20 protein-coding genes are annotated in these 23,303 nt (G+C 48.4%); 19 read left to right on the top strand and 1 reads right to left on the bottom strand.

Going from position 1 to position 23,303, the window contains the following annotated elements; translation table 11 throughout:
- Window positions 1-172 precede the first annotated feature (172 nt).
- The 14 genes from rpoE (at window position 173) to MKA69_RS02295 (ending at window position 12,537) form a co-directional block, all read left to right on the top strand.
- Entirely contained in the window at window positions 173-745 is a 573-nt protein-coding gene (gene rpoE, locus MKA69_RS02360; RefSeq protein WP_001005347.1) for an RNA polymerase sigma factor RpoE, read from the top strand.
- 31 nt (window positions 746-776) lie between these two features.
- The gene (locus MKA69_RS02355; protein ID WP_000763850.1) at window positions 777-1,391 is read left to right on the top strand and encodes a sigma-E factor negative regulatory protein; all 615 of its coding nucleotides are present in this window, start codon (window positions 777-779) and stop codon (window positions 1,389-1,391) included.
- The gene (gene rseB / locus MKA69_RS02350) at window positions 1,388-2,353 is read left to right on the top strand and encodes a sigma-E factor regulatory protein RseB (RefSeq protein WP_055028200.1); all 966 of its coding nucleotides are present in this window, start codon (window positions 1,388-1,390) and stop codon (window positions 2,351-2,353) included. Before MKA69_RS02355 ends, rseB begins: the two co-directional genes overlap by 4 nt.
- On the top strand, window positions 2,350-2,820 hold the full coding sequence (locus MKA69_RS02345) for a SoxR reducing system RseC family protein (protein ID WP_055028199.1): 471 nt from the start codon (window positions 2,350-2,352) through the stop codon (window positions 2,818-2,820). Before rseB ends, MKA69_RS02345 begins: the two co-directional genes overlap by 4 nt.
- A gap of 112 nt (window positions 2,821-2,932) precedes the next feature.
- Complete coding sequence (gene lepA / locus MKA69_RS02340) at window positions 2,933-4,726, top strand: translation elongation factor 4 (RefSeq protein ID WP_000680628.1); 1,794 nt, start codon at window positions 2,933-2,935, stop codon at window positions 4,724-4,726.
- A gap of 91 nt (window positions 4,727-4,817) precedes the next feature.
- Window positions 4,818-5,714, top strand: a complete 897-nt coding sequence (lepB, locus tag MKA69_RS02335; protein WP_055029052.1) for a signal peptidase I — start codon at window positions 4,818-4,820, stop codon at window positions 5,712-5,714.
- A 31-nt stretch (window positions 5,715-5,745) separates the two neighbouring features.
- Window positions 5,746-6,423: a ribonuclease III gene (gene rnc, locus MKA69_RS02330; RefSeq protein ID WP_000188754.1), complete on the top strand. Its 678-nt coding sequence runs from the start codon at window positions 5,746-5,748 to the stop codon at window positions 6,421-6,423.
- Complete coding sequence (gene era / locus MKA69_RS02325) at window positions 6,416-7,393, top strand: GTPase Era (RefSeq protein ID WP_305847444.1); 978 nt, start codon at window positions 6,416-6,418, stop codon at window positions 7,391-7,393. Before rnc ends, era begins: the two co-directional genes overlap by 8 nt.
- A gap of 69 nt (window positions 7,394-7,462) precedes the next feature.
- Complete coding sequence (gene recO, locus MKA69_RS02320; RefSeq protein ID WP_001279493.1) at window positions 7,463-8,188, top strand: DNA repair protein RecO; 726 nt, start codon at window positions 7,463-7,465, stop codon at window positions 8,186-8,188.
- Window positions 8,185-8,916, top strand: a complete 732-nt coding sequence (pdxJ, locus tag MKA69_RS02315; RefSeq protein WP_000095367.1) for a pyridoxine 5'-phosphate synthase — start codon at window positions 8,185-8,187, stop codon at window positions 8,914-8,916. The genes recO and pdxJ overlap by 4 nt, the downstream gene beginning before the upstream one ends.
- 4 nt (window positions 8,917-8,920) lie before the next feature.
- Entirely contained in the window at window positions 8,921-9,301 is a 381-nt protein-coding gene (gene acpS, locus MKA69_RS02310) for a holo-ACP synthase (RefSeq protein WP_000635060.1), read from the top strand.
- Window positions 9,302-9,557: 256 nt separating this feature from the next.
- Window positions 9,558-10,838, top strand: coding sequence for a hypothetical protein (locus tag MKA69_RS02305; RefSeq protein WP_371131850.1), 1,281 nt, complete (start codon window positions 9,558-9,560; stop codon window positions 10,836-10,838).
- Between the two features lie 9 nt (window positions 10,839-10,847).
- A complete protein-coding gene (locus MKA69_RS02300; protein ID WP_081018348.1) occupies window positions 10,848-11,252 on the top strand; it encodes a hypothetical protein in 405 nt (134 codons plus the stop codon).
- Window positions 11,245-12,537, top strand: a complete 1,293-nt coding sequence (locus MKA69_RS02295; protein WP_305847443.1) for a sensor domain-containing diguanylate cyclase — start codon at window positions 11,245-11,247, stop codon at window positions 12,535-12,537. Before MKA69_RS02300 ends, MKA69_RS02295 begins: the two co-directional genes overlap by 8 nt.
- Here the strand turns inward: MKA69_RS02295 and barA are convergent.
- Complete coding sequence (gene barA, locus MKA69_RS02290) at window positions 12,525-15,302, bottom strand: two-component sensor histidine kinase BarA (RefSeq protein ID WP_305847442.1); 2,778 nt, start codon at window positions 15,300-15,302, stop codon at window positions 12,525-12,527. The two genes, MKA69_RS02295 and barA, sit on opposite strands and share 13 nt — an antisense overlap.
- 172 nt (window positions 15,303-15,474) lie before the next feature.
- On the opposite strand from barA, the gene rlmD reads away from it, so the two are divergent.
- The 5 genes from rlmD (at window position 15,475) to eno (ending at window position 23,290) form a co-directional block, all read left to right on the top strand.
- A complete protein-coding gene (gene rlmD, locus MKA69_RS02285) occupies window positions 15,475-16,797 on the top strand; it encodes a 23S rRNA (uracil(1939)-C(5))-methyltransferase RlmD (protein WP_095468712.1) in 1,323 nt (440 codons plus the stop codon).
- A gap of 69 nt (window positions 16,798-16,866) precedes the next feature.
- Window positions 16,867-19,083, top strand: a complete 2,217-nt coding sequence (relA, locus tag MKA69_RS02280; protein ID WP_055031066.1) for a GTP diphosphokinase — start codon at window positions 16,867-16,869, stop codon at window positions 19,081-19,083.
- A gap of 99 nt (window positions 19,084-19,182) precedes the next feature.
- Window positions 19,183-19,995 (top strand): nucleoside triphosphate pyrophosphohydrolase, encoded by an 813-nt coding sequence (gene mazG, locus MKA69_RS02275; RefSeq protein ID WP_305847441.1) that lies wholly within the window; start codon window positions 19,183-19,185, stop codon window positions 19,993-19,995.
- Between the two features lie 277 nt (window positions 19,996-20,272).
- Window positions 20,273-21,910, top strand: coding sequence for a CTP synthase (locus tag MKA69_RS02270; RefSeq protein WP_154138981.1), 1,638 nt, complete (start codon window positions 20,273-20,275; stop codon window positions 21,908-21,910).
- 78 nt (window positions 21,911-21,988) lie between these two features.
- A complete protein-coding gene (gene eno, locus MKA69_RS02265; protein WP_000036741.1) occupies window positions 21,989-23,290 on the top strand; it encodes a phosphopyruvate hydratase in 1,302 nt (433 codons plus the stop codon).
- The last annotated feature ends 13 nt before the right edge of the window (window positions 23,291-23,303 follow it).

Here is a 23,303-nt window from a genome sequence, read left to right as displayed (position 1 = left end):
ATGCTGCATTGGTAAGGTTTTGAGTAAAATATTTCACCAAATAATGAACTTTCTCGAAGATGCCGAGTCTCTAAAGGTGCTCATGCTAGTAGTGGTGTCAATATTACAATTCGCATAATGAGTACCCATATCTGAGAAGGTAGGGGAAATAACAATAGGAGTGACCGCTCGAATGAACGAGCAACTGACCGATCAAGTATTGATTGAGCGAGTTCAGAATGGGGATAAGCAAGCATTTAACCTTTTGGTTTTGAGATATCAAAATAAAGTGTGCAACCTTATTTCCCGGTATGTGAGCAATTCCGGCGATGTGGCTGATGTAGCGCAGGAAGCGTTTATTAAGGCGTATCGAGCCATTCCAACCTTTCGTGGTGAGAGTGCGTTTTACACTTGGTTGTACCGTATTGCTGTCAATACCGCGAAAAATCACATTGTTGCGCAAAGCCGACGCCCACCCGCAAGCGATGTTGATGCTGAAGAAGCTGAATTTTATGAAGGTGGTGATGCATTAAAAGAATTATCGAACCCGGAGAACATTACGTTGTCCAAAGAGTTGAAGCAGGCGGTGTTCGATGCGCTTGATGCGTTACCTGATGATTTAAGAACGGCAATGACGTTGCGCGAGCTTGATGGCTTGAGTTACGAGGAAATTGCGGAAGTGATGGATTGCCCTGTCGGTACAGTGCGTTCCCGAATTTTCCGCGCTCGTGAGGCGGTAGAGAAGAGAATTAAACCTCTGCTTTAACGCAAATTCCGTAATGACAATGGTGAATAGAATGGCTGACAAAGAAAAACTTTCAGCACTCATGGATGGCGAAACGATCGACAATGAGTTGATTTTAGGGTTGACTCAGGATCAAGATGCTCGTGAAACATGGAAAAATTATCATCTGATTGGTGATGTGCTCCGTGGTGACATTCCGATGCAAAAAGAATGGAATATTGCTGAAAGTGTGGCCTTGGCGTTAGAAAATGAACCCGCGCATAATCCGCTGACCCATTCACAAAAAGTGATCGACCTGCAGCAAGCAAGGTTGGAGGCTCAGCCGAAACCGCAACAGGCGAAGCGTCAATTGCCTACATGGTTGACTCAGTTTGGTCAGGTAGGGATTGCGGCTTGTGTCTCTCTCGCGGTCATCTTTGGTGTGCAACAATATGGCGCTCAAAGCTCTGCTGAAAATGATTTACCAGTGTTACAAACGATCCCGCTGGCGGGAAGCGCTGAACCCGTGAGCTTGACTCGTGATTCGGTTGAAAAGCATTCATCAGACAGCACCATGCAAGAACAACGTCGTCGCGTAAACGCCTTGCTGCAGGACTACGAACTGCAATTACGCTTAAATAGTGAGGATCTCTCTCACCAACATCCAGTTGAATCGGTTGTGGAATGAATAAATTTTTGATCAGTGCGCTGACACTGTTCTGTGTGAATTCAACGTTCGCCTTTGCAGAGGAAGAGTCTGCAGAGGCGTTGTTGTCTCAGATGAACGAAGCCAGCCAACATCTCAACTACGAACTTTCGTACATCTTAGTTAAGAAAAACAGTATTGAACCTTTGCTCTATCGCCATGCACGGCAAGAAGAGCAGCAACTGGCGCATTTAGTCTATTTGAGCGGCCCTGTGCGTGAAGTGATCCGTCGTGGTGATGAGGTCAGTTACATCGAACCTGGCGTCGAGCCGTTTACTATTGAGTCAGGGAGCATGGTGGCGCCAACCATTCCGATGATCAATAGCGATGTGACCGAGTTGAGCCAGTACTATGACTTTGTCAAAGTAGGGCGAGCACGTGAAGCCGGCACTGCATGTCAGGTATTGCGTATTGTACCGAAAGATGGCTTACGTTATTCCTATGTTCTGTGGGTAGATGAAAAGAGCCGCTTACCATTGCGTGCCGATTTACTCGATCGCGATGGTGAGGTGCTGGAGCAGTATCGCACCATCTCCTTCTCTGTTAGTGAGCGTTTGGCTGAATTGATGGCTGGGCTGAACAAGGTTCAACTGCCGGAAGTGCTTAAACTGCCTAAAGGCAGCGTACAAGAGACATTTTGGCAAGTCAGCTGGGTGCCTGAAGGGTTTAAAGCGATGGAACTGAACCGCTATCGAATGGCGATGACCGATCGTTTAGTCGAAAGCCAAATGTATTCCGACGGACTCTTTAACTTCTCGGTATACGTCTCCGCCAGTGATAACTACTCATTGAAGGGACAATTGGTTCGACAAGGTCGCCGCACTTTGCACAGCTTAGTCAAAGGCGAGAATGAAATCTCCGTCGTTGGTGATATTCCTCCTTCTACTGCGCAGCGTATTGCTCAATCCGTCATGTTTGGCGTGGGAGGCGTGAAAGCGCAATGATGACTGCATTAGCCACGGTAACCAAAGTGGTACCCGCTCAACAAGGATTTCAAGTCACACTGAGTTGCGAGCAGCAAACCAGTTGTAGTCATTGCCAATCCTCACAAAGTTGTGGCACTGGCGTGGTTTCCAAAGCGCTGGGCAATAAAACGCTTTTCTGGCGTTTGCAAACCACACAGGCTTTACAAGCTGGAGAAGTGGTTGAAATTGGTTTGCCAGAGAAGAGCCTGTTGCAGTCGGCTGCGTTGGTCTACTTATTACCGCTGTTTTTCATGATGCTGGGCGCTTGGCTTGGTACTCAATGGCTAGCTCCTATGTTGGATCTGGGGGAGGGAATCGTGATCTTTACTTCACTGCTCTTCATTGGATTAGGTGTGTGGGTCGCCAAACGTTACGCGAAAGTGCTCGAACTGCGCTCAGAACAACAAGTGGTTTTGTTACGAAAACTGGGTATACCGGTTGCCTAAATTATGATGCGAACCCCAACGAAATTGGGTAGAATCGCCCAACTTGAATGAATAGCCGCCAACGCGGCTTTTCTATGTCCTTATTATTTAAGAGTTTAGTCATCCCAAACCTATGAAGCACATTCGTAACTTTTCGATTATCGCCCACATTGACCATGGTAAATCGACTCTATCTGACCGTTTAATCCAAGTCTGTGGCGGCTTGAGCGATCGTGAAATGGCCGAGCAAGTTCTTGATTCTATGGATCTGGAACGTGAGCGTGGCATCACCATTAAAGCGCAGAGTGTGACTCTCGACTATAAAGCAAAAGATGGCGAGACCTATCAACTGAACTTCATCGATACCCCAGGACACGTTGACTTCGCGTACGAAGTATCACGTTCATTGGCGGCGTGTGAAGGCGCACTGTTGGTGGTGGATGCAGGTCAAGGCGTAGAAGCGCAAACCCTAGCAAACTGCTATACCGCGATCGAAATGGATCTGGAAGTAGTCCCCATTCTGAACAAGATTGACCTACCTGCAGCAGAGCCTGAGCGTGTCGCGGAAGAAATTGAAGATATCGTCGGTATCGATGCGATTGATGCTGTGCGTTGTTCAGCCAAAACCGGTGTGGGTGTCGATGACGTTTTAGAAAAGATCGTCTCTGCGATCCCTGCGCCACAAGGCGATCCTGACGCACCGCTGCAAGCGCTGATCATCGACTCATGGTTTGATAACTACTTAGGCGTGGTTTCTCTGGTTCGTATCAAAAACGGTAGCCTGAAGAAAAACGACAAGATCAAAGTGATGAGCACCGGCCAAACTTGGGGTGTGGATCGTTTAGGTATTTTCACACCAAAACAAGTGGATACTGATTCACTGGATACTGGCGAAGTTGGCTGGGTAGTGTGTGGTATCAAAGACATCATGGGTGCACCGGTGGGTGATACTCTAACCTTGGCGAAAAATGGTTGTGACAAAGCACTACCGGGCTTTAAAAAGGTAAAACCTCAGGTGTATGCGGGCTTGTTCCCGGTTTCTTCTGATGACTATGACAACTTCCGTGATGCGCTGGGTAAACTCAGCCTCAATGACGCGTCGCTGTTCTATGAACCAGAAACGTCAGCGGCACTTGGCTTTGGTTTCCGTTGTGGCTTCTTGGGTATGCTGCACATGGAGATCATCCAAGAGCGTTTAGAGCGCGAATACGATCTCGACCTCATCACTACAGCGCCGACCGTAGTGTATGAAGTGCTGAAGACCAACAAAGAGATCGTCTACGTTGATAGCCCAGCCAAACTGCCTGCGATCAACGATATTGAAGAGATCCGCGAGCCAATCGCGCGTTGTAACATTTTGGTTCCTTCGGATTATCTGGGTAACGTGATTACTCTGTGTATCGAAAAACGCGGTACTCAGGTGGATATGGTTTACCACGGTAACCAAGTCGCACTGACTTACGACATTCCAATGGCTGAAGTAGTTCTCGATTTCTTTGACCGTCTGAAATCGACGTCACGTGGCTATGCGTCATTGGATTACGGTTTCCAGCGTTTTGAAATGTCGTACATGGTACGTGTGGATGTACTGCTCAACGGTGACAAAGTGGATGCGCTTGCGATCATCACTCACCGTGATCTGTCACAAACTCGTGGTCGTCAATTGGTAGAGAAGATGAAAGAGTTCATTCCTCGCCAAATGTTCGATATCGCGATTCAAGCGGCGATTGGTAACCACATCATCGCGCGTTCAACCGTGAAACAGTTACGTAAAAACGTACTGGCGAAATGTTACGGTGGTGACGTGAGTCGTAAGAAGAAACTGTTGAAGAAGCAGAAAGAAGGTAAGAAACGTATGAAGCAGATCGGTAACGTTGAGCTGCCACAAGAAGCGTTCCTTGCGATTCTGCATGTCGGCAAAGACTAATTTCTTTGGCGACTTCAATCTTATTGGTTTAACACATGAGTGAAAGGGTTTCGGCTCTTTCACTTTCGTATTTTTTAGATAAGGGAAGTCAATGGCGAACACATTTTCACTGATTTTGGTGATTGTAACTTTGGTCACCGGTATCGTCTGGACACTGGAAAAGCTGGTGTGGGCGAAAAAACGCCAGCAGAAACAGGCTCAGTTACAGGCGCAAACTCCGGATCTGCCAGAGTCGGCGGTGAATAAAGCGGTGGCTCAGCCTTGGTGGGTTGAGAACAGTGTCTCTATTTTCCCTGTGATTGCCTTTGTTCTGGTTTTGCGTTCATTTATCTATGAACCATTCCAGATCCCTTCTGGCTCCATGATGCCAACACTGCTGGTGGGTGATTTTATTCTGGTTGAAAAATACGCTTACGGTTTGAAAGATCCGGTATGGCGCACTCAACTGGTAGAAACGGGTAAACCTGAGCGCGGCGATATCGTGGTGTTCAAATACCCAATGAATCCGAATATCGACTACATCAAACGCGTGGTGGGCATGCCGGGTGATACGGTACGTTACAGCGCAGGTAAAGAGTTGTGCATTCAGCACCAAGGTGAGAACGAGTGTCAAACCGTTAAGCTATCGAATGTGCAAGAAAGTGCGTTTTACCAAAACAATATTCCGCTGATCCAATTAGACGAACAGTTAGGGAAAGTTGAGCACAATATTCTGATCAATCCACTGCGCATTGATAACGTAGCAGACTATCGTCCACGCAGTGGCGTGAATGAGTGGGTTGTACCACAAGGGCACTATTTTGTGATGGGCGATAACCGTGACAACAGTGCTGACAGCCGTTTCTGGGGCTTTGTGCCAGAGCAGAATCTGGTCGGAAAAGCCGTGGCTATTTGGATCAGTTTCGAGTTTGAACGCGCTGAAGACAGCGTACTTCCAAGTTGGGTTCCAACCGGCGTACGATTTAATCGTGTTGGTGGGATCCATTAAGCCAGCATGAGCTGGCAATGACGTTGAGATTATGACACCTCCAATGAATAAATTAACAAGTAAGCTCGGTTATACCTTTAAGGAGATCGAGCTGCTTAATCTGGCGCTGACACACCGCAGCGCCAATGGTAAGCACAATGAACGTCTTGAATTTCTGGGCGATTCAATTTTAAGTTTTGTCATTGCTGACGAGCTGTATCACCGCTTCCCGAAAGTGAATGAAGGTGATATGAGCCGCATGCGTGCCACCTTAGTGCGTGGTAACACGTTGGCGGAACTGGGTCGTGAATTCGATCTGGGAGATTACTTAAAATTAGGTCCAGGTGAGTTGAAAAGCGGTGGTTTTCGCCGAGACTCAATTCTGGCCGATGCCGTAGAAGCGATCATCGGTGCAATCTACCTCGACAGTGAGCTAGAAACGGCACGCCGTATCGTGCTTGAGTGGTATCACTGCCGTTTGGAAGAGATCAAACCGGGCGCATCACAAAAAGATCCGAAAACTCGCTTACAAGAGTTTTTGCAAGGCAGAAGAAAACCGCTGCCTGTCTACACAGTGACTAATATTAAAGGTGAAGCACACAACCAAGAGTTTACCGTTGCGTGTGAAGTAGCAGGTATGGATACGCCTGTGATCGGTAAGGGCACCAGCCGCCGCAAGGCAGAGCAAGCGGCTGCAGAAACGGCTCTGGAGCAATTGACCAATGGCTGATCAAGAATTTGATATCGATGCATACTTTGCTTCTCAAAGCGAAGGCCAATCTGTGGCAGCATCGACACCGGAAAACCAACATTGTGGCTTTGTCGCGATTGTGGGGCGTCCAAACGTAGGTAAATCAACCCTGCTCAATAATCTTCTAGGGCAGAAGATTTCTATCACTTCGCGTAAACCACAAACCACTCGCCACCGTATTATGGGCGTGGAGACCGATGGCAATTATCAAGCCATTTACGTGGATACCCCAGGGCTGCACATTGAAGAAAAACGCGCCATCAACCGTTTGATGAACCGCGCGGCATCAAGCTCGCTGAGTGATGTGAACTTAGTGCTGTTTGTCGTTGAAGGTACGCACTGGACCGCCGATGACGAGATGGTATTCACTAAGCTGCAAAAGGCGAACTTCCCTGTGGTGCTTTGTGTGAACAAGGTCGATCAGGTGAAAGATCGTAACAAAGTGATGCTGCACATGCTGGAGCTTTCTAAGCGCATGCCGTTTGTCGATATCGTACCGATTTCTGCTAAGCAGGGTAAAAACACCGACGTGCTGAAAAAGCATGTACGCGACCATTTACCGAAAGCCGTGCACCATTTCCCTGAAGAGTATGTGACGGATCGTTCACAGCGCTTTATGGCGTCAGAAATCGTGCGTGAAAAGCTGATGCGTTTTACTGGTGAAGAGCTGCCATATTCGGTGACCGTTGAAATCGAACGTTTCGATTACAACCCAGATACCGATGGCTTCCACATCAATGCCCTGATTTTGGTTGAGCGTATCGGCCAGAAAAAAATGGTGATTGGCAAAAACGGCGAAAAAATCAAAACCATCGGCCGCGAAGCGCGTCTGGATATGGAAGAGCTGTTTGGCCGCAAAGTCTACCTAGAAACTTGGGTGAAAGTGAAATCCGGTTGGGCGGATGATGAGCGCGCCCTGCGTTCACTCGGTTACATCGACGATCTCTAAACGCTAAAGGTGGCAACCCAGTTGCCACCTTTTTCATTTCTACCTTCAACTGCATGATAGAAAGGGAAAATGTCAGACGGACTGCAACGCTGTTTTGTTCTGCACCGCCGCCCTTACAGTGAATCGAGCTTAATTCTCGATGTGTTCAGTGAGGAGTACGGGCGAGTTACCTTGATGGCTAAAGGTGCGCGCGGAAAACGCTCCAATCTCAAAGGGGCGCTGCAACCTTTCACTCCTTTACTGCTGAAATGGTCGGGCAATGGCTCGATGAAAACTTTGCGCCAAGCTGAACCAATTAGCCTTGGTTTGCCGCTTTCCGGCGTCTATCTCTATTCGGCGATGTACATCAACGAGCTAGTGGATAGAGTGCTAATGCCAGAAGTCGCCAGCCCTGGGCTATTCCATGATTATCTGTTTGCGCTCACTGAACTGGCGCAAAGCACTAATCCCGAGCCCGCGTTACGCCGCTTTGAACTCGCTTTGCTTGCCGCGATGGGCTACGGTGTGGATTTTCTGCATTGTGCAGGTACGGGCGAGCCAGTTTCACCAGACATGACTTATCGTTACCGTGAGCAAAAAGGCTTTATTGCCTCGGTGCGCCGCGATAATCTCACCTTTCTCGGTAACGAGCTGATTGCGATCAGCGAGCGACGTTTTACCAGCAAAGAACAACTGCAAGCGGCAAAACGCTTTACACGTTTAGCCTTAAAGCCGTATCTTGGCGGCAAACCTTTAAAGAGTCGTGAGTTGTTTCGTCAAACAACTCTACCTAGAGCACGGAGTACAGAAGAATGAGCTCAATTTATCTTGGTGTGAACATCGATCACGTGGCGACTTTGCGTAACGCACGCGGCACGCAATATCCCGATCCTGTGCATGCAGCAGAAATTGCTGAACGTGCGGGTGCAGATGGTATCACCATCCATCTACGTGAAGATCGTCGTCACATTACTGATCGCGATGTACGTATTTTGCGTGAAACGCTGCAAACGCGCATGAACCTTGAAATGGCGGTGACCGATGAGATGGTTGAGATTGCGCTGCAAACTCAACCTGAATACGTTTGCTTAGTGCCTGAAAAACGTGAAGAACTGACGACAGAAGGTGGCTTAGACGTACTTGGTCAGCTTGAGCGCGTAAAAGCGGCCACGGAAAAACTCACCGCGGCAGGCATTAAGGTATCTCTGTTTATCGATGCCGATCGCGAGCAAATTGATGCAGCCAAAGCCTGTGGTGCACCATTCATTGAGCTGCATACCGGTCATTATTCGGATGCAAAAAGTGAAGTCGATCAGCAAAATGAGCTGAAAAAAATCGCGGCAGCAGCGGCTTATGCTCACGACTTGGGCATTACGGTGAATGCTGGTCATGGATTGACTTATCACAACGTTGCTGCGATTGCGGCGATCCCTGAAATCTACGAGCTGAACATCGGCCATGCGATCATTGGTCGCGCGGTATTTGATGGCTTAGCGAAAGCGGTGGCAGACATGAAAGCCATCATGGTTGCAGCGCGCCGTTAACACTATGATCGTTGGACTCGGCACGGACATTGCTGAAATTGAACGGGTTGAGAAGGCCTTGGCGCGCTCAGGTGAACACTTCGCGCGCCGAGTGCTCAGTGATCCAGAATTTGTGCAATTTCAGGCTTTAAAGCAACAGGGGCGTTTTTTAGCTAAACGCTTTGCGGCGAAAGAAGCCGCATCCAAAGCCCTAGGGACTGGAATTGCGCAGGGCGTGTCTTTCCACGATTTCACCATTAGCAACGATGCATTAGGTAAGCCCTTACTAAGTTTGAGTGGCAAGGCCGCTCAGTTAGCTGCACAACTGCAGGTGGCGAATATCCATCTTTCCATCTCTGATGAGCGCCATTACGCAATGGCTACCGTGATCCTTGAACGTCGCTGATGCGGCGTTCGTGCTTTCGGTCATTTCAAATCTTTCATTTTCTGACTATATTTTCTCTATCTGCTGATTCTTTCTTAACGGAAGAATGAGTTTGCTCTACCTTGAGCACTCTGCCACATGATTGAGCTCATCAACCACTAGAATAAGAGTAATTGGGCGATGTCATCACTGATGACCATCGAAATGGAGAAAGTTTCACTTGGCGTAGACGTCTGCGCTTTGGTGCAGTATGTGCGAGTTTAGGAATGCCCCAATGATGCGAAATCCTTATCGAACTTTGCTTGTTAGCCGAGTTTTAAGCCTATTGGCGATCATTAGCTCTCCGGTCTTTGCTGCGGATTGGGCGATATCTGGGTACGGTTCGCTCGGTTACAGTTACGAGAACGAAGAGAATCTTGGTTTTTTGCGTAATATCGCTCAACCAGATGACCATCGACGTAATGGATCATTTAAGCCAGATTCGAACATCGGGGTGCAGTTTGATTTGCAGTTGAATCCGCAGTGGTCCGTGACGGCACAATGGGTGTTGGAAGATAGAGTCGAGCAGCGCTTTGAGGATGTCACTGAGTTAGCTTTTGCGCGATATACGCCGGATGAACATTGGGATCTTCGCGTTGGGCGCCTTGGCCTTAACGCTTATATCGCCGCTGACAGCCGACGGATTGACTACGCGCATCTTTGGGTGCGTCCTCCCCAAGAGTTTTATGGCGGTATCTTCTACGATTCGATTGATGGGATTGATGTGACGTATCGCAGCCAGCTGAACGACATCAGCTGGTCATTAGGCGCTCAATACGGAAAGATTAAGCAGAAATTGCAAAATACCTCGTCGGGCGAAATTTCGGGTACACAATCGGATAAAACCTTAGCTATTGTGCTCTCTTTGGAGCAAGAACATTGGTTCGGGCGCCTCTCTTATGTCCATGTCGGGCAGTTGCAAGTGGATTTGGATGGCAATTCACTCTTGGCAGTAAAAGCGGTTCAACAGCTCGGACAAGCTGATTTAGGTATGCTCAGTTCTGAAGCCAACCAGCTCGCCGAGCAGATCAATTTAACATCGGAAACCATCGAGTACTGGCAATTAGGCTTTGGTTATCGCGGTACTCAATGGTCACTGCAATCGGAAATCTACACTATTTTCGGGGAAAAAGCCGTTGTGCCAGAAGGGATTGGCGGCTATGCCATGGCAGGGTATACGTTCGGTAGCGTGACGCCTTATGTCATCTACGGCAAATTTAATCCGAAAAATCCGCCTTACCAAGCTCAATCCGATTGGGGATTATCGCCCGTGAACGGCGCTCAACTGGCGGAAATTCAGAAATGGTTGATTGGAGGGATCAATTCGACTTACATCGATCAGCAAACCTATTCACTAGGGGTTCGTTGGGATGTGAGTGCGCAAGTTGCCTTGAAAGCACAATACGATTTCATCCAGATTGCGGATAATGGTTATGGCTTGTGGTCGATACCATTAGAGGAAAATCCTCAAGGACGCGATGTGCATCTGTTTTCGTTAAGCGTCAATTTTGTATTTTAGGAGGACTGAATGAAATATTGGTTACTCCTAATGATGTTGGTATCGCCATTGGCCTCTGCCGAGTTGTATGTTGTTGCAGGCCAAGAGAGCCCGGTCTCTGCCATTACCAAAGAAGAGCTCTCTGCGTTATATCTTGGGCGCAATAGGGTTGTGGGGAATACTTACATTAATCAGATATTGGATCGTAGTGGTGACGTTCGCCAACGCTTTTTCTTACAAGTCACTAACATGCAAGAAAGCCAGATTAATGCGTATTGGGCGAAGTTAAAATTTTCGGGACGGCTCCGTGCTCCGGAGTCGGTGCCTAGTGATCAAGAGCTAGCGATTAAACTTGAGGCTAACCCATTCTCGATTGGTTACATGGCTGAGCCGCCAGATAAAGCATTAAAAGTGCTATTGGTGATTTATGACTGATCAAACGCGAACTTCTCCTCTGGTCAATCGATTATTGAAGATGATTTCGCTGTGTGCGCTTAGCTATCTGCTGATCATTCTTGCGGTCATTATTCCGCGAGGTTTGCAGAGTGTTGAATTGCAGAAACAAGAACTGGAAGAGAAATTAGCACTTTCTTTGAGCAACTCGGCGGCGATTGCTCTGTACGTGAATAACTACGATATCGCCTCTGAGGTGATGGATGCCCTGTTGCTGCATAAAGAGATCAATGCCGTCAAACTGGCGAGTATCGATGGGATTGTCTTTGAACGAACTAGCATTCCCCAGCTCCTCAAGGAGCATGATATTTGGGAAGATGCTAACCGCTATCGCTTAGTGTCGCCTGTGGATGGCAATTTGATTGGCTACTTGATGATTCATGAGGATCACCAAGTGATTAGGCAGCAGGCGACGAGCAAAATCCTCGATCAAATAGCCGTGGTGTTGATCCAGTTTTTAGTTACCTTTGTGGCGTTAATTTGGATTGTACGCCGTTTGGTCGGTAAACCGTTGACTGAGCTTTATGAAGCATTATCGGAAGTGCGCCCTGACCATGATCGAAAAGTCTCAGTGGCTCAGGAAAATAAGCATAACGAGATCGGTTTGGTGGCGAAAAGCATCAATGAGTTTATTGATGCTTCGCATCAAGCGCTGATCCGTGAGCGAGAATTACGCCAACAAATTGAACGTTGGGAAAGCTATTACCGAACCATTGCTGAGCAAGATACGTTGACTGGGCTAAAAAATCGGTTGGGGTGTGAAAAATATGTGCTGAATAAAAAGCGCGCCAGTTTAACCATGGTGTTGCTACTTATCGACTTGGATGGTTTTAAACAGGTCAATGATACGTTAGGACATGGTGCCGGTGATGACGTATTGCGCGAAATCGCCAAACGCTTTTTGGCTCTTGCGCAGGCTCACTTTACCGACTCTGTCGTCGGCCGACTCGGTGGGGATGAATTTGCGATTTATATCCCACTCGACGTTTATGATCAGACGTCAGTGGAAGCTCTTGCCGCCGATGTGATCGACGCCTCGGGGACGCCGATCGTATTGGGAAAACAGAGCGCTCAAGTTGGGTGCAGTATCGGGATCAGTCATATGGATTGTGTGCACATCGACTTAGAAAAACTGCTTTTACAAGCGGATAAAGCAATGTATTGGGTTAAACATCGCGGCAAGCATGGCTATCATGTTTATGTGACGGGGCAAGAGGTACATCCTTTGCCCCATCAGCAAGACATGAAACGCGATCAATCCAGATAATCCGTCGCAGCTTCGCTAACTTTCTCCATCTCATCTTGTAGCTCGAAGAGCTCCGGCTCCAATTCGTGTATGGCGGCTCCGCTGCGCAGAGCTTGTTCCAGACTCGCGCAGACTTTGCGGAGCCGTGGTACGCCACTGTATGAGCAACTGCCGTGCAGTTTGTGGATATGATGCAATAAATCGCTCGTGGCGTATTCTTCATCTTCTAAAGCCATGTTGACGACCGTCTCGACCTCCTGCAAATAATTGACCAGCATGGTCAGCATCTCTTTAGCGAGATCTTCTTTGTTGGCCGACTGGCGCAATGCGGCTGACCAATCAATGATCGCATCATCTTGCTCTGCCGTATGCAAAGCACTTTGTACCGCAGCGCCATCTGGCAGGGTAATTTTTGCTACCTGCTTACTGCGCGTGTGTGGGCTCCAATGGACCAACACTTGTTGCAAAATATGCTCTTCAATCGGTTTGGTGAGGTAGTCGTCCATTCCCGCTTTCAGTAGGCGATCTCGCTCGCCCGCCATGGCGTGGGCCGTAACGGCAATGACAGGAGTCTCTTGATAGCCATGCAGCTGTTTAATCGATTTACATGCGGTTACCCCATCCATGTGCGGCATCTGAATGTCCATCAAGATGATATCGAAGTGGCGTTCTTGTGCTTGCTCTATTGCTTCCTGGCCACTGGCGCAGGCGATAACGCATTCAACTCGCTCTTGAAGCAGCGCCGTAATCAGTTTGAGGTTAGCTAGGTTATCATCGACCGCCATAACACACAACGGCAACTTATCGGCTTGTGGTTTAGGTTGTGCCGAATGGAGTGAAAGCGGTTGTTGTGCGGCTAACGTTTGCAGCAGCTTTTTACGTGAAAGCGGTTTACTGATGCATTTCACCGGATAGTGTTGCATCAAGCGATCGGCCAGTGCCAACTCGGTGCTCGGCACACCGACAATCACGTTATGTGTCATGGCAAGCGCACGCTTAACCCAAAGCTCGACCATTGCATAGTTGGTTTCTTTGCTTGGGGCGAGGTTGAGTAACACATAGTCGTAACTCTGTTCCTCTTCCGGTATCGCGGAGCGATAAATCACTTCTAACCCGCTTTGCACTAGCGTTTGTTGCACAATAGCTGCAGCTTGCATGTTGGGTTCAATCAACAATAGATGACGATGGTTGAGCAGTTGCGCATCATAACCATCATTGACGGGCAGCTCCGTTGTGTGCAAACGCAGGGTAAACCAGAACGTAGAGCCTTGGTGTAAGCGGCTGGTCAGGCTGATTTCGCCCCCCATATGGCTCACCAGTTTTTGAGTAATGACCAGCCCCAATCCTGTGCCGCCATAACGGCGAGAAATACTGGCATCGGCTTGGCTAAAGGCTTGGAATAACTGGGCTTGTTGGCGCTCTGAAATACCAATGCCCGTATCGCGCACCATAAATTGCAGGTCAATCACATCATCGCGTAGTGAACGCATTTCCACGCTGACATCAATATTGCCGCGCTCAGTAAACTTGATCGAGTTGCCGACTAAGTTAGTCAAAACTTGTTGAATACGTAGTGGATCGCCCACCACGCCGCGTGGAATTTTCGGGTCAATTTTGAGGGTGATTTCTAACCCTTTCTCATGGGCGCTCGTCGCTTGAAGGTTAACCACTTCTTCCAACACTTCTTGGAACTCAAATGGAATGTTTTCCAGAGCCAATTTACCGGCTTCGAGTTTGGAGAAATCCAAAATGTCGTTAATGATAGTAAGGAGGTTGTTAGCTGATTTTTCAATCGTTTGCAGGTAATCAGTTTGGCTGTTGGTGAGCTGGGTTTTCAGCATTTGTCGGGTAAAGCCAATCACGCCATTGAGTGGAGTGCGCAGCTCGTGCGACATATTGGCCAGAAATTCTGACTTTACGCGCGCTGCTTCTTGCGCTCGTTTTTTAGCGATGTCGAGTTCGACGTTCTGAATCTCTAGCTGCTCCAAGGTTTCCCGCAAATCGGAAGTGGCTTGGTCAATGCTGTGTTGCATCTCGACATGGTATTCAGAGAGCGACACAGCCATCGCATTGATGCCTTTTTTCAGTGAATCCAACTCGCCATGCATTTTGCCTTCGATCCGTACATCCAAATGTCCACGACGAATGCGATCCACCATGTTTTTCATGTGCGTGATGGGGCGAGTCACATCGTGCATCAAACGAAATGCAAACACACCAGAGAGCAAAATCCCAATCACCAGCACTAAGCCCGCTGAGAAAATTTCCTGATACTGCTGTAAGCGCAAAGAGGAGAGATCAAGTTCAATGGCGATATAACCCATCACTGGTGTGGCAGGGTTGGCATCACCGTTTTCGAGAATCGTTCGTTCAGAGACGATCGGCGTGCGCAAAATTAGGGTGTTCTCATCAATCACCGAACTGCTCAGAAATGGGATCGGCTTATCCTTGGGGTACATGAGCTTTTCGAAATTGGGGTGAAAGTTGGAGGTGACAAACAACTCGTGATTCGCATCAAACACTGCAATGCTGCGCACCAACTTAGAGTTTTTACGATGCGCATAGCTAATGATACGCCGCACAGATTCGCGGCTTTGCATCCGTAGCGCATCTTCACTGGCGATCGCCAGTGGTTCGATGATGCTGGCACCCGAGTTTATCACTTGGTTTTCTAAGTCGTGATAACGGTTAAAAGAGAATAGTGCGCTAAGCAGCAGGCCAATAATCAGGGTTGGAGCCAGAGTGAGCGTAACGACGCGGGCGCGCAAGCCATATCTTCGATTCATTATTGTCTAAACATTGTGGTGTGGATATGGGAAAATACCCCCGCACAAATCGGATTGCATGGGGAAACATTGGCGTTAGCTTAATCAACTCCCTGACCTTCGACAATCACCCCCGTGCAGAATAGTGATGCCGGGGCAAAAACAATTCTACTCCAACACTTGAGCACAGAGCATGGCACGTTTCTTTCAACCGAAAAAGCACAGCACGTTAGACAAAAAGCATCAACCGGTCACCATTGAACGGTTGGATCACCAAGGCAGTGGACTGGCCTTTTTGCAGAAGAAACCGTTGTTTGTCGATGGTGCTTTGCCGGGTGAAGAGGTGCTGATCCAGCTCACCGAAAGCAAAAGTAAATATGCGCGTGGGCAATTGATCAAAGTGCTCAAACCTAGCCCTGAGCGTGTTGCTCCTTTTTGTGCTCACTACGCACAATGTGGCGGCTGTGATTTACAGCATCTTGACCGAGCCGGTCAAATTAACCACAAGCAGCAGGCGTTAAGTCAATTAATGGTGAAGTTTGCAGGGCAGAGCCTTGCTCTGTCGGCACCGGTTTGTTCTGATGATCAAGGCTATCGTCGCCGCGCAAGATTAAGCCTGATGTGGGATAAGAAAACCCAGCAACTGCAGTTTGGTTTTCGCCGTAAGCAGAGCAAAGCGATTGTCAATGTGACGCATTGCCCTGTATTAGAGCCGAGTTTGAATGCGCTTTTACCGGAATTGAACACTTTATTGAGCCAATGGAGTCAGCCTGAGTTGCTTGGCCATGTTGAATTGGTGAAAGGTGACAACACACCAGTATTGGTGTTACGCCATTTGGGCGTATTGGCTGAGCAAGATAGACAGTCTTTATCTGACTTTGCTACGCAAAAGGGGCTAACCTTATACCTAACGTTGGAAGCGGGCGCGTTGCAACATGTGCAAGGTGAACCGCCTTACTGCGAAGAAACGGGTAGTTGTTTACGCTTCTTGCCGAATCACTTTATTCAGGTGAACCGTTCGGTGAATCAACAGATGGTCGAGCAAGCCCTCAACTGGCTTGAAGTGAACAAGCAGGATCGTGTGCTTGATTTGTTCTGCGGTTTAGGCAATTTCACTCTGCCGTTAGCCGCACAAGCGCAAGAGGTGGTGGGGATTGAAGGCGTGGAAGAAATGGTGCAACACGCCACGCATAACGCCAAATTGAACCAAATCAACAATGTGGCGTTTTATCAGGCCAATTTGGAACAAGATATGACGAACGCCTCATGGGCGCAGCAGAAATTTGCTAAAGTACTGCTCGACCCTGCCCGAGCAGGCGCAGAAGGGATTGTGGATCAGCTCGCAGCGCTTGGCGCTGAACGAGTGGTGTATGTGTCGTGTAACCCCGCGACACTGGCGCGTGATAGCCAAAGCTTGCTGAGCCAAGGATTTCACTTAGAGAAACTGGGCATGCTGGATATGTTCCCGCACACCAGTCATCTTGAGTCCATGGCTTTATTTGTGAAAAAACGCTAGCGACTGAACTCTTCATCTAAGCGTCAGTCGAAAGCTAAAAAATACAATGATTATATTAGGACGATATCAATGGTTGCGGTACGAAGCGCACACTTAAACCCAGACCAACAGTTTGAGCTAGAAACATGGATAGCCAGTCTTGCCCAAGAGGGTAAAACGGCCGCTAAATTGACCGCTGTGTACCGTGAGTGTGAACAGTTGCTTGCCGGTAATCCACAAGGGCCATTGCTGCTGTGGCGTGGGCGGGAAATGATCGAAATCTTGATCACCTTATCTATGGATCGCCCAACGCTGGTGGCGGCTTTGCTATTTCCCATCGCCACCAGTGGCGTGTTGGATAATGAGTCGCTCGAAGAGAGTTACGGCAGAGAAGTACTCAAACTGATCCTCGGCGTAGAAGAGATGGCGGCAATTGGTCAGCTCAATGTGACCATGCATGGCAGTGAAGCCTCGGCGCAAGTGGATAATGTGCGCCGTATGCTACTCGCGATGGTGGATGATTTCCGCTGCGTAGTGATCAAGCTTGCCGAGCGGATCTGTAACCTGCGTGAAGTGAAAAATGAACCGGATGAAGTGCGCCGCATCGCCGCGAAAGAGTGTGCCAACATTTACGCGCCACTGGCTAACCGTCTAGGCATTGGTCAGCTCAAATGGGAAATTGAAGACTACGCGTTCCGTTACCAACAACCGGATACCTACAAACAGATTGCCAAACAGCTTTCTGAGCGCCGTATTGTGCGTGAGCAGTACATCCGTGATTTTGTCAGCGACTTGCGTGCCGAGATGAAACAGCTGGGCATTAACGCTGAAGTCAGCGGTCGCCCGAAACACATCTACAGCATCTGGCGCAAAATGCAGAAAAAGAGCCTCGCTTTTGATGAGCTGTTTGATGTGCGCGCGGTGCGGATTATTGCCGACAAGCTGCAAGATTGTTATGCCGCACTTGGCATTGTGCATACCAAGTACAAACATTTGCCGAACGAGTTTGATGACTATGTGGCCAATCCGAAACCGAACGGCTATCAGTCAATCCATACCGTGATTTTGGGGCCAGAAGGCAAAACCATCGAAATCCAGATCCGTACTAAGCAGATGCACGAAGAGTCAGAGCTTGGGGTGGCGGCACACTGGAAATACAAAGAAGGCAGCAGCGCTGGCCGCAGTGGTTACGATGAGAAGATCACTTGGCTGCGTAAACTGCTCGATTGGCAAGAAGAGATGTCCGATTCGGGCGAAATGCTCGACGAGCTGCGTAGCCAAGTGTTTGATGATCGCGTCTACGCCTTTACCCCGAAAGGTGATGTGGTTGACCTGCCGATGGGGGCGACCCCGCTCGATTTTGCTTACCACATCCACTCTGAAGTGGGGCATCGCTGTATTGGCGCCAAAGTGGCTGGCCGCATCGTGCCATTTACCCATAAATTACAGATGGGTGATCAGGTCGAAATCATCACTGCTAAAGAGCCCAACCCATCTCGTGACTGGTTAAACCCATCACTCGGTTTTGTGCATTCAGGGCGCGCGCGCGCCAAGATCAATGCTTGGTTCCGCAAGCAAAGCCGCGAGAAAAACCTCGAAGCAGGACGTGAAATTCTCGAAATCGAATTAGCCAAAGTAGGCGCCAATCTGAAACATGCCGAGGCGTATGCACTTAAGCGTTTCAACGTTAACAGCGTCGATGAAATGTACGTCGGTATCGGCAGTGGCGATCTGCGTATTAACCAAATCGTTAATCACATCAACGCGTTAGTGAATAAGCCGACCGCCGAGGAAGAAGATAAGCTCGTCCTGGAAAAACTGCAGGAAAACAAAGCCCTAACGCCGAATCGTCCGCATAAAGATGCGGTGGTGGTGGAAGGGGTCGATAACCTAATGACTCACCTTGCGCGTTGCTGTCAGCCAATTCCTGGGGATGAAATCCGCGGTTACATTACCCAAGGCCGTGGTATTTCCGTGCACCGTAGCGATTGTGAACAGTTGGAAGAGTTGAGCCTCCATGCACCAGAGCGGATCATTGATACCGTTTGGGGCGGCGGTTTTGTGGGTTCTTACCTGCTGACCGTGCGCGTTGAAGCGATGGAGCGCAGTGGCTTACTCAAAGACATCACGACCTTATTGGCTAATGAGAAAGTTAAAGTGGCGAGCATGAAAAGCCGCTCCGACTATAAACGCCAAATCATCATCATGGATTTCGATCTTGAAGTGAACAACGTCGAAGCTTTAGCGCGCGTTTCTAAACGCATCGAGCAGATCAAAGATGTTATGTTGGTCAAGCGCTTAGGTTAAATCCAACTCAAACAGCGAGGTGTGAAGTGAAAACTTCCACCTCGTTGCTTTTTCAACTTCAATAAGTTTAGGCGCTCAATGCCTGATGTGAGGAAAGCCATGTCACACCCGATTGAACAACTCGAACAGATCATGACTCGCCTACGTGACCCTGAGCTAGGTTGCCCGTGGGATAAAGAGCAAACCTTTGACACTATAGCGCCATACACCATAGAAGAAACCTTCGAAGTGGTGGATGCCATCACCCAACGCGATTGGCCTAATTTGCGTGAAGAGTTGGGGGATTTACTATTTCAGGTCATTTTCTACAGCCAAATGGCCAAAGAGCAAGGGTTGTTTGAATTTCGCGATGTGGTAGACACGGTTAATGAAAAGCTGACGCGCCGTCATCCTCATGTATTTGGAAATGTGACCTTTGAAAATGACGAGCAAATTCACGCCAATTGGGAGGCAGAAAAAGCCAAAGAAAAAGCGCAAGCAGGCAAAAACGAGCAGAGTATTCTAGACTCTGTACCACGTTCATTGCCCGCGTTATCGCGTGCTCACAAGATCCAGAAAAAGTGCGCCAAATACGGATTTGATTGGGACAGCTTAGGTCCCGTTGTCGACAAAGTGCACGAAGAAGTCTCAGAAGTGATGGAAGAAGCGCTGCAAGTGGATGTGGATACGCAAAAAGTAGAAGAAGAGTTAGGTGATTTATTGTTCGCCACCGTCAATTTAGTGCGCCATTTAGGGCATGACCCTGAGATGGCTCTGAGCAAAGCCAACGCCAAATTTGTGCGCCGCTTTCAAGGTGTTGAAGACAAAGCGAGAGCGAAAAATAAGCCACTCCAAGACTTTACTTTGGCTGAGTTGGACGCGTTTTGGGATCAGGTAAAACTTGAAGAAAAACAGGCGATAAAGTCGTTTTAATCGCTGAGCATTAAAAAACAAAGCAAACTCACTGATGAGCTTACTGGTTGATTAAACTGCTAATTTCTCAATTGCTGAAAAAGAGTCCCGTTTGGGACAAAATTGACTCAGATAATGTGCCGCTTGTGTGCTTCGCTTCAATTTGGTTTGATTTGAAGCAAAAAATAAAAAATTGAGTGTGATAGATTTCACGTTGTGGCAATGGGGGCCTTCTGGTATAGTTTTGTCCCGTCCAGAAGAAATCCATTTCCCTCATTCAACCATTTTCAGGTTAAACATGACGACAAATTATATTTTTGTTACTGGCGGGGTTGTATCCTCTCTAGGTAAAGGTATTGCAGCGGCATCCCTTGCAGCGATTCTCGAAGCTCGTGGTCTTAAAGTGACCATGATGAAGCTTGACCCTTACATCAACGTTGACCCAGGCACAATGAGCCCAACTCAACACGGTGAAGTGTTCGTTACGGAAGATGGCGCGGAAACTGACCTAGACCTTGGTCACTACGAGCGTTTCATTCGTACCAAAATGACCAAACGCAACAACTTCACGGCAGGTCGTGTTTACGCTGACGTACTGCGCAAAGAGCGTCGTGGCGACTACCTAGGTGCCACCATTCAGGTTATCCCTCATATCACTAACGCGATCAAAGATCGTGTGATTGCTGGCTCAGAAGGCCACGATATCGCTATCGTTGAAGTGGGTGGTACTGTGGGTGATATCGAATCTCTGCCATTCATGGAAGCGATCCGTCAGCTAGCAATCGAAGTTGGCCGTGAAAACGCGATGTTTATGCACCTGACGCTGGTTCCTTACCTAGCGGCTGCAGGCGAAGTAAAAACGAAGCCAACTCAACACTCAGTAAAAGAACTGCTTTCTATCGGTATTCAGCCAGACATTCTGGTTTGCCGTAGCGATCGTATGATCCCAGCCAACGAGCGTAAGAAGATCGCTCTGTTCTGTAACGTGCCTGAAAAAGCCGTTATCTCTATGAAAGACGTGGATTCTATCTACAAGATCCCACAACTGATCCGTTCTCAAGGTTTGGATGATTTGGTGTGTGCACGTTTTGGCATTAACGCGCCAGAAGCGGATCTGTCTGAATGGGAACAAGTGATTTACGAAGAAGCGAACCCAACCGGTGAAGTGACTATCGGTATGGTTGGTAAATACACCGAGCTGCCAGATGCTTACAAATCCGTCAACGAAGCTCTGAAACATGCGGGTCTGAAGAACCGCCTGAGCGTGACCATCAAATACGTGGATTCACAAGACGTTGAAACCAAAGGTGTTGATGTTTTAGCGGGGCTGGATGCGATTCTGGTACCGGGTGGCTTTGGTGATCGTGGTATCGAAGGCAAAATCCGTGCAGCGCAATATGCACGTGAAAACAAAATTCCTTACCTTGGCATCTGCTTGGGTATGCAAGTGGCACTGATCGAATACGCGCGCAATGTAGCGGGTATGGAAGGTGCACACTCAACCGAATTCAATAAAAACACCAAATACCCTGTGGTTGGTTTGATCACGGAATGGGTAGATGGCGAAGGCAATGTCGAAGAGCGTAGCGAAAAATCGGATCTGGGCGGCACCATGCGTCTAGGTTCACAGCTATGCCACCTTGAGAAAGGCACTAAAGCGTACGAAATGTACGGTAGCGCGACGATCCATGAACGTCACCGCCACCGTTATGAAGTCAACAACCTGCTGCGTCCTCAGATTGAAAAAGCAGGTTTGAAGGTTTCTGGTCTGTCAGCAGATAAGAAGCTGGTTGAAGTGATTGAGAACCCTGCTCACCCATGGTTTGTGGCAGCGCAGTTCCACCCAGAATTCACTTCAACCCCACGCGATGGTCACCCTCTGTTTGCTGGTTTTGTCAAAGCAGCAGGTCAGTACCAACGCGGTGAATTGAAGTAAAAGGATACGGGTAGCCACTTTAGCAGTGTGGCTACCCTTTTAGTTTTGACATTTAAATTCAATTGAGAGGAAACATTAATGTCTAAGATCGTTAAAGTTCTAGGTCGTGAAATCATCGACTCACGTGGTAACCCAACTGTAGAAGCGGAAGTTCATCTGGAAGGTGGTTTCGTTGGTATGGCAGCAGCTCCATCAGGTGCTTCTACTGGTTCTCGTGAAGCGCTTGAACTGCGTGACGGTGACAAGTCTCGTTTCCTAGGTAAAGGCGTTCTGAAAGCGCTGGCTGCGGTTAATGGTCCAATCGCAGACGCTCTGGTTGGCAAAGATGCAAAAGATCAAGCAACTATTGACCAAATCATGATCGACCTAGACGGTACTGAGAACAAGTCAAACTTCGGTGCAAACGCGATTCTAGCGGTTTCTCTAGCAAACGCGAAAGCAGCAGCAGCAGCAAAAGGCATGCCTCTGTACGAGCACATCGCTGAGCTGAACGGCACTCCTGGCGTATTCTCAATGCCTCTACCAATGATGAACATCATCAACGGTGGTGAGCACGCTGACAACAACGTAGACATCCAAGAGTTCATGATCCAACCTGTTGGCGCAAAAACTCTGAAAGAAGCAGTACGTATGGGCGCAGAAGTGTTCCATAACCTAGCTAAAGTACTGAAGTCTAAAGGCTACAACACTGCAGTGGGTGACGAAGGTGGTTTTGCTCCTAACCTGAAATCTAACGCAGAAGCGCTAGAAGTTATCGCTGAAGCAGTTGCGGCTGCAGGTTACAAACTGGGTACTGACATCACTCTAGCGATGGACTGTGCTGCTTCTGAGTTCTACGACGCAGAGAAGAAAGAATACAACCTGAAAGGCGAAGGTCGTATCTTCACTTCTAACGGTTTCTCTGATTTCCTAGAAGAGCTGACTGAGAAGTTCCCAATCGTTTCTATCGAAGACGGTCTGGACGAGTCTGACTGGGAAGGTTTCGCGTACCAAACTGAGAAACTGGGTAAGAAAATCCAAATCGTTGGTGACGATCTGTTCGTAACTAACACTAAGATCCTGAAGCGTGGTATCGACAACGGTATCGCTAACTCTATCCTGATCAAGTTCAACCAAATCGGTTCTCTGACTGAAACTCTGGCTGCGATCAAGATGGCAAAAGATGCTGGCTACACTGCAGTTATCTCTCACCGTTCAGGCGAAACTGAAGACGCAACTATCGCTGATCTAGCGGTAGGTACTGCTGCAGGTCAAATCAAGACTGGTTCTATGAGCCGTTCTGACCGTGTTGCTAAGTACAACCAACTGATCCGTATCGAAGAAGCACTGGGTTCACGTGCTCCTTTCAACGGTCTGAAAGAAGTGAAAGGCCAAGCTTAATTTTAAGCGAGCG

The organism is Vibrio sp. AH4, from assembly GCF_030710545.1.
Taxonomy (GTDB): Bacteria; Pseudomonadota; Gammaproteobacteria; order Enterobacterales; family Vibrionaceae; genus Vibrio; species Vibrio metoecus.
The sequence above is the reverse complement of the archived record's forward strand: the minus strand, read 5'-3'. Positions and strand labels throughout refer to the sequence as shown.